Origin of the sequence: Serratia sp. NFX21 (assembly GCF_048517035.1) — a bacterium.
Taxonomy (GTDB): Bacteria; Pseudomonadota; Gammaproteobacteria; order Enterobacterales; family Enterobacteriaceae; genus Serratia; species Serratia quinivorans.
In genome coordinates this window covers 2,825,027-2,840,759 of the sequence record NZ_CP183196.1, presented here as the reverse complement: position 1 = coordinate 2,840,759, position 15,733 = coordinate 2,825,027, and the positions used below count along the sequence as shown (strand labels likewise).

14 protein-coding genes are annotated in these 15,733 nt (G+C 57.9%); 10 read left to right on the top strand and 4 right to left on the bottom strand.

What is annotated here, in order from left to right; genetic code table 11:
• Positions 1 to 77: 77 nt before the first annotated feature.
• Genes araH through ACNT1W_RS13520 form a run of 3 tightly spaced genes read right to left on the bottom strand, consistent with a single transcriptional unit; the run spans position 78 to position 3,658 of the window.
• Positions 78 to 1,061 carry an L-arabinose ABC transporter permease AraH gene (gene araH, locus ACNT1W_RS13530; protein WP_012144977.1) on the bottom strand — a complete coding sequence of 328 codons (984 nt, stop codon included), beginning with the start codon at positions 1,059 to 1,061 and terminating at the stop codon, positions 78 to 80.
• A gap of 17 nt (positions 1,062 to 1,078) precedes the next feature.
• On the bottom strand, positions 1,079 to 2,614 hold the full coding sequence (gene araG / locus ACNT1W_RS13525; RefSeq protein WP_419245691.1) for an L-arabinose ABC transporter ATP-binding protein AraG: 1,536 nt from the start codon (positions 2,612 to 2,614) through the stop codon (positions 1,079 to 1,081).
• 60 nt (positions 2,615 to 2,674) lie between these two features.
• Complete coding sequence (locus ACNT1W_RS13520; protein ID WP_012144975.1) at positions 2,675 to 3,658, bottom strand: arabinose ABC transporter substrate-binding protein; 984 nt, start codon at positions 3,656 to 3,658, stop codon at positions 2,675 to 2,677.
• Between the two features lie 361 nt (positions 3,659 to 4,019).
• On the opposite strand from ACNT1W_RS13520, the gene ACNT1W_RS13515 reads away from it, so the two are divergent.
• The 6 genes from ACNT1W_RS13515 (at position 4,020) to rsxC (ending at position 11,362) form a co-directional block, all read left to right on the top strand.
• Positions 4,020 to 5,705 carry a ribulokinase gene (locus ACNT1W_RS13515; protein WP_419245690.1) on the top strand — a complete coding sequence of 562 codons (1,686 nt, stop codon included), beginning with the start codon at positions 4,020 to 4,022 and terminating at the stop codon, positions 5,703 to 5,705.
• 31 nt (positions 5,706 to 5,736) lie between these two features.
• Positions 5,737 to 7,242: an L-arabinose isomerase gene (gene araA / locus ACNT1W_RS13510; RefSeq protein ID WP_329905817.1), complete on the top strand. Its 1,506-nt coding sequence runs from the start codon at positions 5,737 to 5,739 to the stop codon at positions 7,240 to 7,242.
• Positions 7,243 to 7,401: 159 nt separating this feature from the next.
• The gene (locus ACNT1W_RS13505; RefSeq protein WP_012144972.1) at positions 7,402 to 7,842 is read left to right on the top strand and encodes a DUF2569 domain-containing protein; all 441 of its coding nucleotides are present in this window, start codon (positions 7,402 to 7,404) and stop codon (positions 7,840 to 7,842) included.
• A 145-nt stretch (positions 7,843 to 7,987) separates the two neighbouring features.
• Entirely contained in the window at positions 7,988 to 8,569 is a 582-nt protein-coding gene (gene rsxA, locus ACNT1W_RS13500; RefSeq protein ID WP_004938443.1) for an electron transport complex subunit RsxA, read from the top strand.
• Positions 8,569 to 9,141 (top strand): electron transport complex subunit RsxB, encoded by a 573-nt coding sequence (rsxB, locus tag ACNT1W_RS13495; protein WP_012144971.1) that lies wholly within the window; start codon positions 8,569 to 8,571, stop codon positions 9,139 to 9,141. The genes rsxA and rsxB overlap by 1 nt, the downstream gene beginning before the upstream one ends.
• The gene (gene rsxC / locus ACNT1W_RS13490) at positions 9,134 to 11,362 is read left to right on the top strand and encodes an electron transport complex subunit RsxC (protein WP_419245689.1); all 2,229 of its coding nucleotides are present in this window, start codon (positions 9,134 to 9,136) and stop codon (positions 11,360 to 11,362) included. Before rsxB ends, rsxC begins: the two co-directional genes overlap by 8 nt.
• A gap of 35 nt (positions 11,363 to 11,397) precedes the next feature.
• On the opposite strand, the gene ACNT1W_RS13485 is transcribed toward rsxC, so the two are convergent.
• Positions 11,398 to 12,291, bottom strand: coding sequence for a helix-turn-helix domain-containing protein (locus ACNT1W_RS13485; protein ID WP_012144969.1), 894 nt, complete (start codon positions 12,289 to 12,291; stop codon positions 11,398 to 11,400).
• A 381-nt stretch (positions 12,292 to 12,672) separates the two neighbouring features.
• On the opposite strand from ACNT1W_RS13485, the gene rsxD reads away from it, so the two are divergent.
• Genes rsxD through nth form a run of 4 tightly spaced genes read left to right on the top strand, consistent with a single transcriptional unit; the run spans position 12,673 to position 15,733 of the window.
• Positions 12,673 to 13,758, top strand: coding sequence for an electron transport complex subunit RsxD (gene rsxD / locus ACNT1W_RS13480; protein WP_261098592.1), 1,086 nt, complete (start codon positions 12,673 to 12,675; stop codon positions 13,756 to 13,758).
• A 9-nt stretch (positions 13,759 to 13,767) separates the two neighbouring features.
• Entirely contained in the window at positions 13,768 to 14,397 is a 630-nt protein-coding gene (gene rsxG / locus ACNT1W_RS13475; protein WP_012144967.1) for an electron transport complex subunit RsxG, read from the top strand.
• Positions 14,394 to 15,092, top strand: a complete 699-nt coding sequence (locus ACNT1W_RS13470) for an electron transport complex subunit E (protein WP_012144966.1) — start codon at positions 14,394 to 14,396, stop codon at positions 15,090 to 15,092. The genes rsxG and ACNT1W_RS13470 overlap by 4 nt, the downstream gene beginning before the upstream one ends.
• A complete protein-coding gene (gene nth, locus ACNT1W_RS13465) occupies positions 15,092 to 15,733 on the top strand; it encodes an endonuclease III (RefSeq protein WP_012144965.1) in 642 nt (213 codons plus the stop codon). Before ACNT1W_RS13470 ends, nth begins: the two co-directional genes overlap by 1 nt.

Sequence of the window (15,733 nt, the reverse complement as noted above, 5' to 3'; positions counted from 1 at the left end):
TAGATATCAATCCTAGCTTAGCGGCCCGGTGGATAACTGCCCGGGCCGATAACAGAACTGTGAACAGGGTTGGCAATTTAAACGCTGCGCTTGGCCTGCTGTTTGTAACGGTCGAAAATCACCGCCGCCAGCAGGATCACGCCGCGCACCACATACTGCGAGAACGGCGAGATATTCAGCAGGTTCATGGCGTTTTCCACCGTGCCCAGGATCAGAATACCGGCGATAACGTAGGAAATTTTACCGATGCCGCCTTTCAGTGACACACCACCCAGCACGCAGGCGGAGATCACGATCAGCTCATAGCCAATTGAGGTCATCGGCTGGCCACTGGTCATGCGCGAAGCCAGAATGATACCGGCGGCGGCGGACACCAGCCCGGACAGCATAAAGATCACGATTTTGGTGCGTACCACCGGCACCCCGGCCAACCGCGCGGCCTCTTCGTTACCGCCAATCGCCAGCGTATTGCGGCCAAAGGTGGTCTTGTTGAGCAGGAAGCCAAACAGGATCAGACAGGCGACGGTGATCCAGATCGGCGCAGGCAGGCCCAGCCAGTTGGCGTAACCCAGGGCGAAGAAGCGTTCGTCCTCAATGCCCACCGCTTTACCGTCGGAGATAATATAGGCCAGCCCGCGGAAAATCTGCATGGTGGCCAGGGTGGTGATCAGCGCGTTGATTTTCAGCCGGGCGATAACGAAACCGTTAATCAACCCGGAGACCATGCCCAGTAACAGACCGGCGGCCACGCCGATCCACAGGCTTTCGGTCATGTTGATCACCACCGCGGTGGTCACCCCGGCGCAGGCAATCACCGAAGCGACCGACAGGTCAAAGTCACCGGAGGCCAGGCAGAACAGCATGCCGCAGGCCACCATGCCGGACATCGAAATCGCCAACCCCAGCCCTTTCATATTGATAAAGGAACCAAAGTTGGGCACAAACAGCGCGCAGGCTAAAAACAGCACCGCAAACACCACCAGCATGCCGTAGCTGTCCCAAATTCGCGCCAGCCCCAGGCCGTTGCGTTTTTTCACAGAATGGGTCGTTATGGTCGACATCTCTTTCTCCTTCACAATTAGGCCACCGCCGCAGCGGCATCTGGGGCTATATCGGGGGTGCGCAGCATCGCCAGGCTGAGGGCTTTTTCCTCACTGGCCTCGTCATGCCGTAATTCGCCGGACAGTGCGCCTTCACGCATCACCAGGATACGGTCAGCCAGCCCCAGCACCTCTGGCAGGTCACTGGAGGCGAACAGCACCGCAATGCCGCGCTGCGCCAGTTGGTAAATGACGTGATAAATTTCATGCTTGGCACCGACGTCGATGCCGCGTGTTGGTTCATCGAGCAAGATCACTTTCATCTCTTCCGACAGCCAGCGGCCCAGAATGGCCTTCTGCTGATTGCCGCCGGACAAATTCATAATCAACTGCTCAGGGCCAGGCGTTTTGATATTCAATGCACGAATATGATGATCGGCATTGCTGGCCTCCCACCCTTTGTTGATCAGGCAACCGGCGCGCAGGCTGTTGCGCCTTGCGCTGATGTTGATGTTGTCACGCACCGAGTGCACCGGGATGATGCCGTCCGCCTTGCGATCCTCCGGGCACAGCATGATACCGGCGCGGATCGCGTCAATTGGTGAACGAATGGCGATCGCCTGTCCATCCAGCATCAATTGGCCGGCACTGACCCGTGTGGCGCCAAAAATCCCCTTCATCAGTTCACTACGCCCGGCTCCCACCAGGCCGAACAGCCCGACGATCTCTCCGGCCCGCACGCTAAGATCGATCGCCGTTTTGACGCCCGGCGCTTTCAGCCCCTTGAGCTCCAGACGCACTGGCCCCAGCTCACGTGGCTGGTAGCCATAGACGTCACCCAGATCGCGCCCGACCATCGCCTGCACCAACTGCGCGTTATCCACCTGCTGCATATCGTCAAAGGTGCGCACGTAGCGGCCATCTTTAAACACGGTAATGGCGTCGCTGAGGGCAAATATTTCTTCCATACGGTGCGAGACATACAGGATCACCCGCCCTTCGGCACGTAATTCCCGGATCACCCGGAACAGTTGCTCAATCTCTCTGGCGGACAGTGAACTGGTGGGTTCGTCAAAGGCGATCACCTTGGCGTTGCGCGCCAGCGCCTTGGCGATTTCCACCATTTGCCACTGGCCGATCGACAGGTATTTCAGCGGCGTATCCGGATCAATATCCAGGCCGAGGTGTTCCAGTTGCAAGCGGGATTCATAGCGCAGCAGTTTTCTGTCCACCAGCCCGCGTTTGGTCGGCAACTGGCCAAGATAAATGTTCTCAGCCACCGTCATTTCCGGCACCAGATGCAGTTCCTGATAGATAATCGCCACCCCGGCATTCAACGCATCGGTGGTGTTGGCAAACTGCACCGACCGTCCCTGCAGCTGAATTTCCCCCTGGGTTGGCGCGTAATTGCCACTGAGAATTTTCAGCAGCGTGGATTTCCCGGCGCCGTTTTCCCCCATCAGCGCGTGGATCTGCCCGGCCTGGCAGCTAAAGCTGATGTCATCCAGCGCCTTCACGCCCGGGAAGGTTTTACCTATGCCTTTAAACGCCAAATACGGCAATGCGGCGGTCATGGTGTGCTCCTCCTGCAGTCAAAAATGCCGCCCGACAGAGTGCCGTGGGCGGCTCGCTTATTACATCAGGCCTTTTTTCTGCAGTTCGGTTTTAAAGTTGTCGCGGGTGATCAGCACCACGTCGGTCACTTCGGTGAACTTTTGCGGCTCTACGCCCTTTTCGACCCAGTCATGTAGCATCTGGATACTCTTGTAACCATGGATATCCGGGCTTGGCAGCAGCGAACCGTAGAAACCGGTGGCCTGTGCCTTGGACAGCTCGCTGACCGCATCCACGCCGTTGATGCCGATGCCGATCACGTTCGGCGCTTTAAAGCCCTGGCCTTCGGTGGCGCGCACGCCGCCCAGCACGGTGTTGTCGTTCATGCCGACAATCAGCCAGTTTTTCACTTCAGGATGCTGCACCAGCATTGAGTTGGCGGCGTCAAACGCCCCAGGGATATCGTTGGATTTGGTCGGCACGCGATAAATTTGTTTCTCCGGGAAGCCGGCCGCTTTCAGCGCGTCTATCGAACCACCGGTGCGACGACGTGCGGTGTCCAGCTCATCGGCGGTGATCGCCATTACCGCGGTGTCCGCTAATTTCCAACCGCGCTTATTCTGCTCTTTCCACAATTCCTGCCCCTGACGCTCACCGATTTTGGTGGCGGCCATCATCACTAACGGCACGCTGTCCATAGGTTTGCCCTTGGCGGTGACAAACTGGTCATCCACCGCAATCACTTTCAGGTTGTAACTGCGTGCCTTGGCGACAATCGCCGAGCCGAGTTTCGGATCTGGCGTACAGATAACAAAGCCTTTGGCCCCGCTGGCCGCCAGGCTGTCGATGGCATTGAGGGTTTTCTCCCCGTCCGGCACGGCGATTTTTATCACTTCAAAACCGAGATCCTTACCGGCCTTGTCGGCAAACTTCCATTCGGTCTGGAACCAGGGTTCCTCCGGCTGCTTGACCAAAAAGCCCAGCTTCATGGTCTCGGCGATAGCTGAATGTGACATAACGGCCGCCAGACTCAGTGTCACCAGCGCCTTAGTGAATTTATGCATGATGCTCTCCGCTATTTTGTTCTCTGTGGCGACGAAAGCCGCTCGCCGTGAAAACGTTATCATTAGGGTGTCTGCTGTCGGCGCGTCGCTTATCTCGCGACATTCACCCACAACAAGAGTAAGACGGCTTAAGTTTTAGCGGGTATTTGTTACTGAAATGTAGAGCGCTATCACATCCGTGGAATACAGCAGATATGTGCATATATTTAGCGAATTCCGCCAAGCGATAACTTATGACAGCCGTCACAAAACCACTGCGGGAAGCAGAAAAGTGCATACTTCCAGCTAACGGCTCCTCACCTGCCCAGCGCTTCGGCTCCTATGGTTGTCACAGCGTATTAACACATCAGGAGTCAACATCATGACGGCAGGTGCTATTGCCCTGGGATTGGACTTCGGCAGCGACTCGGTGCGGGTGCTGGCGGTCGACTGCCATAACGGCGCGGAACTCGATACCGAAGTGGTTTATTACCCCCGCTGGCAGCGCGGCGAATTCTGTAACGCGGCGGAAAACCGTTTTCGCCACCATCCGCTCGACTATATAGAAGCCATGGAACAGGCGATCGTCACTCTGGTGCAGCGCATGCCCCCGCAACAGCGGCTGCAGGTGATTGGCATTGGCGTTGACTCCACCGGTTCTACACCGGCGCCGATCGACGAGCAAGGCCAGGTGCTGGCACTGCGTCCGGAATTTGCCGATAACCCCAACGCCATGTTTGTTTTGTGGAAAGACCACACCGCCATTGAAGAGGCTGACGCCATCAACCGGCTGTGCCGCAGCGGCGAGTTTCCCGATTATTCCCGCTATATCGGCGGCGTTTATTCCTCTGAGTGGTTTTGGGCCAAGATCCTGCATGTCACGCGCCAGGACGCCGAAGTACGCCAGGCCGCCTCCTCCTGGGTTGAACTGTGCGACTGGGTACCGGCGCTGTTGTCCGCTACCACCGCGCCACATCAGTTAAAACGCGGGCGCTGTAGCGTCGGTCACAAAACGCTGTGGCACCCGGACTGGGGTGGCCTACCGCCCCAAGCCTTTTTTGCCGCGCTCGATCCTCTGCTGGTTGAACACCTGCCCTGGCCGCTGTTTGAAGACTGCCATACCGCCGACCTGCCGGTAGGTACCCTGAGCGCCGAATGGGCGGCACGCCTCGGGCTACCCACCACGGTGGTGCTGTCCGGCGGGGCCTTCGACTGCCATATGGGGGCCGTCGGTGCCGGTGCCCAGCCTTATACCCTGGTGAAGGTGATCGGCACCTCCACCTGCGACATTCTGATTGCCGATCGTCAGCGAGTCGACGGCCGCGCTATCGAGGGGATCTGCGGTCAGGTCGACGGCAGCGTAGTGCCGGGAATGATTGGCATGGAGGCCGGGCAGTCGGCCTTCGGCGATATGTATGCCTGGTTCAGCCGTCTGCTGAGCTGGCCGTTGCATGCAGCGGCAAAAAACCAACCTGAACTGCAACCGCAGCTACAAAAGATTGAAGCCGGCCTGCTGGCGGCACTGACCGATGCCTGGGTGGAAAACCCGTCACTGGATCATTTGCCGGTGGTGCTGGACTGGTTTAACGGCCGCCGGACCCCCTACGCCAACCAGCGGCTGAAAGGCGTGATCGCCGATCTGAACCTCGGCACCGATGCTCCGACGCTGTTCGGCGGCTTTATCGCCGCCACCGCCTTTGGCGCCCGCGCCATTATGGAATGCTTTGAACAGCAGGATATTCCGGTCGATAACGTGCTGGCGCTGGGCGGCATTGCGCGTAAATCTCCGGCAATTATGCAGGCCTGCGCCGACGTGATGAACCGACCGCTGCAAATTGTGGCCTCCGATCAGTGCTGCGCGCTGGGCGCGGCGATCTTTGCCGCCGTGGCCGCCGGCCGTTTCATCAGCGTGCCCGAAGCCCAGCGCCAGATGGCCTGCGGCATCGAACGAACCCTGCAGCCCGATCCGCAGCGCGTCGCTCGCTACCAACAACTTTATCAACGCTATCAACAATGGTGCCAGGCCGCCGAGCCGCGCTACGCCCCGACCTCCGGTTCAGCAAATTAAGCCTATACCCAATACAGAGGAGTCTTTTTTAATGAATGCATTCAAGCAGCGCGAAGTCTGGTTCGCCATTGGCAGCCAACATCTGTACGGCCCGCAAACCCTGCAACAGGTCAAGGCACACGCCGAACAGGTGGTGGACAGTCTCAACCGCGAAGCCGGCCTACCGGTAAAACTGGTGCTGAAACCGCTGGTCACCACGCCGGATGAAATCACCGCCCTGTGCCGTGACGCCAACTATCAACCGCAGTGTATTGGCATCCTGGCCTGGCTACACACCTTCTCACCGGCCAAAATGTGGATCGCCGGTCTGTCCGTGCTGCATAAGCCGCTGTTGCAGTTCCATACCCAGTTCAACGCCCAGGTGCCCTGGGACAGTATGGATATGGACTTTATGAACCTCAACCAAACCGCCCACGGCGGCCGTGAGTTCGGCTTTATCGGCGCCCGTATGCGCCAGCAGCACAGCGTGATTGCCGGTCACTGGCAGGATCCTGAGGCACACCGGCGCATTGGCCAGTGGATGCGTGTCGCCAGCGCCAAACAGGCCGGCCAGCAACTGAAAGTGGCGCGTTTTGGCGACAACATGCGCGAAGTGGCGGTGACCGATGGCGACAAGGTCGGTGCGCAGATCCAGTTTGGTTACTCGGTCAATGCCTATGGTATTGGCGATTTGGTCCGCGTCATTAACGAAGTCAGCCGTGGCGATGTAGATACGCTGATTGAAGAGTATGAGGCCAGCTATGTGCTGAGCGATGCGGCCAAAATCAACGGCGCAAAACGCGAAAATCTGATCGATGCGGCACGTATCGAGCTGGGCATGAAACGCTTCCTCGAACAGGGCAACTTCCAGGCCTTCACCACCAACTTTGAAGACCTGCACGGCATGAAACAGCTGCCGGGGTTGGCGGTACAACGCCTGATGCAACAAGGCTACGGCTTTGGCGGCGAAGGCGACTGGAAAACCGCCGCGCTGCTGCGCATCCTGAAAGTGATGGCCGATGGGTTACACGGCGGCACCTCGTTTATGGAGGATTACACCTATCACTTCCAGCCGGGCAACGATCTGGTGGTCGGCTCGCATATGCTGGAGGTCTGCCCGTCGATCGCCAAGGAGCCCAAACCGCTGTTGGATATCCAGCCGCTCGGTATTGGCGGCAAGGCAGATCCGGCGCGGCTGATTTTCTCTACTCCGGCCGGTCCGGCAGTCAATGCCAGCCTGATCGACATGGGCGATCGCTTCCGTCTGCTGGTCAATCAGGTGGACACCGTGGAACAACCGCACCCGCTGCCCAAGCTGCCGGTGGCGCGCGCCATCTGGCGGGCCCAACCCACGCTGGCGACCGCCGCCGAAGCCTGGATCCTGGCGGGCGGCGCCCACCACACGGTGTTCTCCCAGGCGCTGGACGCCGATATGCTGCGGCTGTATGCCGAAATGCATAACATCGAGTTCTTGCTGATTGACCAGGACACCACCCTGCCGGCATTCAAAAACGAGCTGCGCTGGAACGAAGCCTACTATCAACTTAACCGCCGTTAATCGCCCGGCTACCGGTGGCAAAATCGCCTGCCGGTAGCCAAACGTGCTGCCACGCCGCCTTGCTCCCGACCATCCGCTTGATATTGATGACGAAGCCCGCATTACCCGCTAAGCTATGCGGCTGTCACATTGGATCATGTCTTACCCAGGAAGCCGTTTATGTCTCAAGCTGATTACACCCGTATCGGCGGTTGGTTGCTGGCCCCGATGGCCTATCTGATTGTCACCCTGCTTAGCGCCAGTCTGATGCTGCTCCTGTATGGCATGGCGATTTTCGTGCCAGAATCGCGCGAATATCTGCTCACCAACGCCCAGGCGTTTAGCATGCAGTGGTATTTCTCGGTGCTGACCACTCTGGCGATGTGGTGCTTTACCCTGTGGCTGCTGTGGCTGTTCTGCCACCGTTCGCAGCGGTTCCCCAAATTGTTCCTGCTGTGGCTGCTGATTACCGTTTTGCTGGCGGTGAAAGCCTTTGCCTTTGCGCCGGTGCCGGATGAATTGGCGGTACGCAGTCTGGGTTGGCCTCTGTTGATGGCCGCGTTGCTGGTGCCTTATATGAAGCGTTCCAAGCGAGTCAAAGGCACCTTTACCGAGAGCTAAGCTATCCTGTGGCACGTTTTGTGCGGATAATTGTGTAAATTTTCGCCAAAAACAGGCAAAAAGGGTAATAACCCTGCTATCCCTATGTTGTGGTCAGGCCGCCAATTCCCGATAATAGGCGGCTTTTATTTTTTTAGGCATCGCAATGACCGAATACCTGCTCCTGTTTGTCGGCACCGTACTGGTGAATAACTTCGTCCTGGTGAAGTTTCTTGGCCTGTGCCCATTCCTCGGCGTTTCCAAAAAGCTGGAAAGCGCCATTGGCATGGGGATGGCCACCACTTTTGTTATGACGTTGGCCTCGGTCAGCGCCTGGGTGATTAACACCTTTATTCTGGTTCCGTTGGATCTGGTGTATCTGCGCACGCTGTCATTTATTTTAGTGATCGCCGTGGTGGTGCAATTTACCGAGATGGTGGTACGCAAAACCAGCCCGGCCCTGTATCGCCTGCTGGGTATTTTCCTGCCGCTGATCACCACCAACTGTGCGGTGCTCGGCGTCGCACTGCTCAACGTCAACCTCGGCTACAATTTCCTGCAGTCTGCGGTATACGGCTTCAGCGCCGCCGCGGGCTTCTCATTGGTGATGGTGCTGTTTGCCGCCATCCGTGAACGTCTGGCGGTAGCCGATGTGCCTGCGCCCTTCCGGGGCTCTTCCATCGCACTGATCACCGCCGGGCTGATGTCGCTGGCCTTTATGGGCTTTACCGGGCTGGTGAAATTCTAATGACCGCGTTATGGATTGCGATTGCTGCGTTAAGCGCCCTTGGCCTGCTGTTCGGTCTGGTGCTGGGCTATGCCGCGCGCCGCTTTGAAGTGGAAGAAGATCCGGTAGCCGAACAGGTCGACGAGATCTTGCCACAGAGCCAGTGCGGCCAGTGCGGTTACCCCGGCTGCCGTCCTTATGCCGAAGCCGTCGCCAACGGTGAGATGATTAACAAATGCGCTCCGGGTGGCGAGCAGGTGATGCTGAAGCTGGCAGAATTGCTCAACGTCGAACCGCAGCCGCTCGGTAGCGAAGCCGCCGCCGAACCTGTGCGCCAGGTGGCCTACATTGACGAAGCCAACTGCATCGGCTGCACCAAATGCATTCAGGCCTGTCCGGTGGACGCCATTGTCGGCGCTACCCGCGCCATGCATACCGTCATTACCGATCTTTGTACCGGCTGCGACCTGTGCGTTGCGCCGTGCCCTACCGACTGTATTGAAATGAGACCGGTCGCCACCACTACCGCCAACTGGAAGTGGGACATGAAGACGATACCGGTGCAAGTGATCCACGTGGAGCAACATGCTTAATCTGTTCGCCGCCTTCAAAAAAGACCGGATTTGGGATTTCGACGGCGGGATCCATCCGCCGGAAATGAAGACCCAGTCCAGCGGTGTCCCGCTGCGTACCGCCCCGCTGCCGGATAAGTTTATTATTCCGTTGCAACAGCATCTGGGGCCGGAAGGTGAACTGTGCGTCAAGGTCGGCGACGCCGTGCTGAAAGGCCAGCCGCTGACCGTCGGCCGGGGCCGTACCGTACCGGTGCACGCACCAACCTCCGGCACCATCAGCGCCATCACACCGCATATCACCGCTCACCCTTCCGGGCTGGCAGAACTGTGCGTGATTATTCAACCTGACGGCGAAGACCGCTGGTGCGAGCGTGCGCCGGTAGCCGACTACCGTCAACTGACCGCCAGCGAGTTGATCCAACGTATTCATCAGGCCGGCATCGCCGGGCTGGGCGGCGCCGGTTTCCCGACCGCCAGTAAGCTGCAGGGCGGCATGAACGGGGTGGAAACCCTGATTCTCAACGCCGCCGAGTGCGAGCCCTATATCACTGCCGATGACCGCTTGATGCAGGAACATGCCGATCAGGTGATTGAAGGCACGCAGATCCTGCGCCACCTGCTGCAACCCAAGGTCACGCTGATTGGCATCGAGGACAATAAGCCCGAAGCAATCGCCGCGTTGAAACTGGCGCTGCGCGGTCAGCCAGGTATTGCCCTGCGGGTGATCCCGACCAAATACCCTTCTGGCGGCGCCAAACAGCTCACCAAGATCCTGATTGGCAAGGAAGTGCCGCACGGCAAGCACTCTTCCGCTATTGGCGTGCTGATGCAAAACGTCGGTACTGCCTTTGCCATTAAACGTGCGATTGTCGACGGCGAGCCGCTGATCGAACGCGTGGTGACGCTGACCGGTGATGCTCTAAGCCTGCCGGGCAACCTGTGGGCGCGCATAGGCACACCGGTACAACACCTGTTGAAATTTGCCGGTTTCCAGCCTCAGGCTCAGCAAATGGTCGTGATGGGTGGTCCGCTGATGGGCTTTACCCTGCCCGCGCTCCACGTCCCCATCGTTAAGATAAGCAACTGTATTCTGGCCCCCTCGGTCAGCGAAATGGCACCACAAGAACAGGAACAGTCCTGTATTCGCTGTGGCCTGTGCGTTGATGCCTGCCCGGCGGGCCTGTTACCGCAGCAACTTTACTGGTTCAGCCGCGGCGAAGAACACGAAAAGGCCCGCAATCATAATCTGTTCGATTGCATTGAATGTGGTGCCTGCGCCTTTGTCTGCCCGAGCAATATCCCGCTGGTGCAGTACTACCGCCAGGAAAAGGCCGAGATCAAGGCCATCGATCTGGAAGCGGCACGCACGGCTGAAGCCAAGGCGCGTTACGAAGCCAAGTTGGCGCGTCTGGAACGTGAAAAACTGGCGCGTGAAGAGCGCCATAAGAAAGCGGCAGTCAAACTGACCGATGGCGACCAGGATGCGGTTCAGGCGGCCCTGGCGCGAGTTCGCAGTAAAAATGCTGTACCGGCGACCGGCACCATCAGCGGCGACGCACCGGACAACAGCGAGATGATCGCGGCCCGCGAAGCCCGTAAAGCGCAGGCTCGTGAACGACGTGCCCAGCAGGAAACTGCTATAGCACCGGTAGCAACATCGGCTAGCGAAGATGAAGACCCACGCAAGGCCGCAGTTGCCGCTGCGCTGGCACGAGTCAAAGCCAAGAAAGCGGCACAGCAGACGACGGTGGATGAACCCCCGGCAGAGGCACCGGCGGCAGTGACGGAAGAAGATCCACGCAAGGCCGCAGTCGCAGCAGCCATTGCCCGCGCCAAAGCCAAGAAAGCGGCGCAGCAGGCCGCAGCGGTGGAAACTCCTGCTGAATCACCCGCAGTGGTGACGGAAGAAGATCCACGCAAGGCCGCAGTCGCAGCAGCCATTGCCCGCGCCAAAGCCAAGAAAGCGGCGCAGCAGGCCACAGCGGTGGAAACTCCTGCCGAATCACCCGCAGTGGTGACGGAAGAAGATCCACGCAAGGCCGCGGTTGCTGCTGCACTGGCGCGAGTTAAGGCCAAGAAAGCGGCGCAGCAGGCCGCAGCGGTGGAAACTCCGGCCGAATCACCCGCAGTGGTGACGGAAGAAGACCCGCGCAAGGCCGCAGTCGCGGCAGCCATTGCCCGCGCCAAAGCTAAAAGAGCGGCGCAAAGTCTGACCACGGCGGATACGGATAAAGAGTGACGGTGAGAGGTGCCTTGCAGGGCGCAAGGCACTTTTTAATCGATAGAAATCAGATAGGTATAGTCAACGTCAATCTGGCGCATCTTGGAATCCAGACTCCTCGCCTTAGTTTGAATAATCTCCATCTCCACGCTCCCCTTCACCTCATGACGCAACCCTGGCATCACGTGGGTAATCAGATAAGCGAAAAATTTTGTACACTCCATGGCGCTTCCCTGATGGTTGATAGAGATATATTCACGCCCGACAATAGGGATGGTGTCGATATGGTGGCCCGACAAAATATCCTGTTTGTTCTCAGGATCCACCGCCATGATGTGGGTAGCCGAATATTGACTGTCATCCGTGCTGCGGACGGAATGGATGCTGTACACCCGATGGCAGTCCACACTCAGGCCACGGAAGAAGTCGGTAAAAATCTCGTCCTTCATCGCCATACAGGACGAATGTTCGATCTCCGTTTCCGAAGAGAAATCCAACTGCCGCGAGAACCCCACCAGTTGCATGTTCGGCAGCGTCAGGCGCTTCACCTCAGGGTAAAAATCGGCCGCAAAATCGGCGTCGAAACTAAAACGCGGCATCAGGTTCTTCACGTCCCAATGTTCCATCGAGCGGTAACGATTGGGGGTGGTTTCGAAGCGCTGTTTGAACATGCGGGTAAAGGTTTGCTGCGAGTCGAAGCCCAGTTCGTCTGATATATCGATGATGGAACGGTGGGTAATGCGTAACGCCACCGCAGCTCGCGTCAGAATGCGTGAACGGATATAGGTGGCGAGTTGAATGCCGGTGATGCGTTTGAACTTGCGTTGCAGGTGCCATTTGGAATAGCCGGAAATGCGCGCGACTTCGTCCAGGTTTGGCCGTTTCTCCAGATGTATCTCAACCCACTCAATTAACTCTTCAATAAAAAATACATCTTCATTTGTCATTAATTTACATTCACTAACTCAATAATACTCGGGATAATAACCCACATAGATTATGTAAAAGTTGTTATTTTGTGCGAAAAAACGAACCAAAAAAAACCATATCAATCCAGAGGTTATTGCCTGCCACCGGCCATAAATACCGGCAGTTTCGATCTTGCACTACCAATCTAGCCCGATTATATAACCAACAAAAATCCGATCGCGCCATAGGTCGGAGAAATTTAGGATTACATCCAGTGCTAAAAGGCTAATAGCCCTACAATTAAGACGTATTACCCTCCGGGTGATTCAGGTAGAATGCAGCGCTATAATTTTTCCTGCGTCTCCGCTGAGAGGCGCGTTGAACCTGCCGATGTCCGGCAAAGATAGGTGTAGTTCTCTATGAAGTTCAGGCCGGTACAACCCACAGCCAGCAAAGGCTTGCACATCGCCAGTTCCCCCTTCACCCATAACCAGCAAAGCACCAGCCGTATCATGCTGTGGGTGATGTTGGCCTGCATTCCCGGTATCGCTGCGCAGGTATGGTTTTTTGGCTATGGCACGCTGGTCCAGACCGCACTGGCGATGATCGTCGCCCTGCTGGCGGAAGGGATCATCCTTTCTCTGCGCAAATTGCCGGTGCGCACCCGGCTGGCGGATAACTCGGCCCTGCTGACCGCCCTGTTGCTCGGCATCAGTCTGCCGCCACTGGCCCCCTGGTGGATGATTGTCATCGGCACCTTCTTCGCCATCGTTATTGCCAAACAACTGTATGGCGGCCTCGGGCAGAATCCGTTCAATCCGGCCATGGTCGGTTATGTGGTGTTGCTGATCGCCTTCCCGGTTCAGATGACCAGTTGGTTACCGCCGGATGAACTGCGGGCTACCGCGCTGTCGTTCCAGGATACCCTGTTGGCTATTTTCAGCGGCCACACGACGCAGGGCGCCACCATCCATGAACTGCAAATGGGTATTGACGGCATCAGCCAGGCCACCCCGCTCGACGGTTTCAAAACCGGCCTGCGCAGCGGTCATAGCGTTGAGCAGGTGCTGCAACAGCCGCTGTTCGGTGGCGCATTGGCCGGTATCGGCTGGCAATGGGTTAATCTCGGTTTCCTGGCCGGTGGCCTGTTTATGCTGGGTCGTCGTCTGATCCACTGGCAGATCCCCTTCAGCATGCTGGCGGCCATCGCCCTGTGTTCCGGTTTGGCCTGGTGGCTTGACCCGGCGCAGCAGGCCTCGCCGCTGATCCACCTGTTCTCCGGTGCCAGCATGCTGGGCGCATTCTTTATTGCTACCGATCCGGTCAGTGCCTCCACCACGCCGAAAGGCCGCCTGATTTACGGCGCATTGGTGGGCGTGCTGGTGTGGCTAATTCGCGTTTACGGCGGTTATCCGGACGGCGTAGCCTTTGCGGTGTTGCTGGCCAACATTACTGTCCCACTGATCGACCACTACACGCAGCCGCGCGTGTACGGTCACCGCTAAGGAGCCATGATGCTAAATTCAATGAGAAAGCATGGCACCACGTTGGCGGTGTTTGCCGCTGTGACCACCGGCCTGACTGCGGTAGTCCACAGCCTGACGCAGAACACCATCGCCCACCAGGCCGCACTGCAGCAAAAGGCGCTGCTTGATCAGGTGGTGCCGCCAGAACATTACGACAACAATATGCAGACCGAGTGTTTCCTGGTCAGCAACCCGGCGTTGGGCAACGATGCGCCACATCGCCTGTATCTGGCGCGTAAAAATGGCCAACCCACCGCCGCTGCACTGGAAACCACCGCGCCGGACGGCTATTCCGGCGCCATTCAATTGCTGGTCGGTGCCGATTTCAACGGTACCGTGCTGGGTACCCGGGTGGTGGCACACCATGAAACCCCTGGCCTCGGCGATAAAATCGAACTGCGTATATCGAACTGGATCTCGTTTTTCAGCGGTAAAAAAATTGATGGCCCGGACGATAAACGTTGGGCGGTGAAGAAAGACGGCGGTATGTTCGATCAGTTCACCGGCGCCACCATCACGCCGCGTGCGGTGGTCAATGCCGTTCGACGCACGGCGTTGTATATGGAAACGCTGCCGCCTAAACTTGATAGCTTACCTGCCTGTGGAGCCAGCGAATGAGTGAAGCCAAAGATCTGATTGTCCAGGGGCTGTGGAAGAACAACTCCGCGCTGGTGCAATTGTTGGGGATGTGCCCGCTGCTGGCCGTGACCTCTACCGTCACCAACGCCCTCGGGCTGGGGCTGGCGACCACGCTGGTGTTGATACTGACCAACACCTCGATATCCGCAGTACGCCGCTGGGTGCCGAATGAAGTCCGTATCCCGATTTACGTAATGATCATCGCTGCGGCGGTGAGCATTGTGCAAATGCTGATCAACGCCTATGCCTTCGGCCTTTATCAGTCGTTGGGGATATTTATCCCGCTGATCGTCACCAACTGTATCGTGGTTGGCCGCGCCGAAGCGGTAGCCTCAAAAAAACCGGTCGGTCTGTCCGCACTGGACGGCCTGGCGATTGGCCTGGGGGCTACCGGCGTGATGGTGACGCTGGGTGCGATGCGTGAGCTGCTGGGTAACGGTACCCTGTTCGACGGTGCCGATATGCTGCTGGGCAGTTGGGCCAAGGTACTGCGGATTGAGGTGGTTCACTTCGACAGCCCGTTCCTGCTGGCGATGCTGCCGCCGGGGGCCTTCATTGGTCTGGGCCTGTTGTTGGCGGTAAAATACCTGATTGACGAAAAAATGAAGGCGCGCACGGCCAAGGCATTATTGGCCGAACCGGCGCAGGGACAAGGACAGGCAGAAAAAGCGTAATGAATAAGCAGAAACGGCTGGAAATTCTTACCCGACTACGCGACAACGATCCGCATCCGACCACCGAGCTGGTGTACACCACGCCGTTTGAGCTGCTGATTGCCGTGCTGCTGTCCGCTCAGGCGACCGACGTCAGCGTCAACAAGGCCACCGCCAAGCTTTATCCGGTGGCCAACACGCCGGCCGCCATGCTGGCTCTGGGCGTCGACGGCGTTAAAGGCTACATCAAGACCATCGGCCTGTTTAACAGCAAGGCCGAAAACGTGATCAAAACCTGCCGCATGCTGCTGGAGTTGCACGCAGGTGAGGTGCCGGAAGACCGTGCGGCGCTGGAGGCCTTGCCCGGCGTCGGTCGCAAGACCGCCAACGTGGTGCTCAATACCGCCTTTGGCTGGCCGACCATTGCCGTCGATACCCATATCTTTCGCGTTTGTAACCGCACTAATTTCGCGCCGGGCAAAAATGTCGATCTGGTTGAAGAGAAGCTGCTGAAGGTCGTACCGGCCGAATTCAAGGTTGATTGCCACCACTGGTTTATCCTGCACGGGCGCTATACCTGCATCGCACGAAAACCCCGCTGCGGCTCCTGCATGATTGAAGACCTGTGCGAGTTTAAAGAGAAAGTTTATCCCGACGCCTGA

Excerpts from the sequence above, each read along its gene's own strand:
- ACNT1W_RS13470 (WP_012144966.1), top strand. The coding sequence starts at position 14,394 with ATGAGTGAAGCCAAAGATCTGATTGTCCAGGGGCTGTGGAAGAACAAC.
- araA (WP_329905817.1), top strand. The coding sequence starts at position 5,737 with ATGAATGCATTCAAGCAGCGCGAAGTCTGGTTCGCCATTGGCAGCCAA.
- araG (WP_419245691.1), bottom strand. The coding sequence starts at position 2,614 with ATGACCGCCGCATTGCCGTATTTGGCGTTTAAAGGCATAGGTAAAACC.
- rsxA (WP_004938443.1), top strand. The coding sequence starts at position 7,988 with ATGACCGAATACCTGCTCCTGTTTGTCGGCACCGTACTGGTGAATAAC.
- araH (WP_012144977.1), bottom strand. The coding sequence starts at position 1,061 with ATGTCGACCATAACGACCCATTCTGTGAAAAAACGCAACGGCCTGGGG.
- ACNT1W_RS13515 (WP_419245690.1), top strand. The coding sequence starts at position 4,020 with ATGACGGCAGGTGCTATTGCCCTGGGATTGGACTTCGGCAGCGACTCG.
- rsxB (WP_012144971.1), top strand. The coding sequence starts at position 8,569 with ATGACCGCGTTATGGATTGCGATTGCTGCGTTAAGCGCCCTTGGCCTG.
- nth (WP_012144965.1), top strand. The coding sequence starts at position 15,092 with ATGAATAAGCAGAAACGGCTGGAAATTCTTACCCGACTACGCGACAAC.
- ACNT1W_RS13520 (WP_012144975.1), bottom strand. The coding sequence starts at position 3,658 with ATGCATAAATTCACTAAGGCGCTGGTGACACTGAGTCTGGCGGCCGTT.
- ACNT1W_RS13485 (WP_012144969.1), bottom strand. The coding sequence starts at position 12,291 with ATGACAAATGAAGATGTATTTTTTATTGAAGAGTTAATTGAGTGGGTT.
- rsxC (WP_419245689.1), top strand. The coding sequence starts at position 9,134 with ATGCTTAATCTGTTCGCCGCCTTCAAAAAAGACCGGATTTGGGATTTC.
- rsxD (WP_261098592.1), top strand. The coding sequence starts at position 12,673 with ATGAAGTTCAGGCCGGTACAACCCACAGCCAGCAAAGGCTTGCACATC.
- ACNT1W_RS13505 (WP_012144972.1), top strand. The coding sequence starts at position 7,402 with ATGTCTCAAGCTGATTACACCCGTATCGGCGGTTGGTTGCTGGCCCCG.
- rsxG (WP_012144967.1), top strand. The coding sequence starts at position 13,768 with ATGCTAAATTCAATGAGAAAGCATGGCACCACGTTGGCGGTGTTTGCC.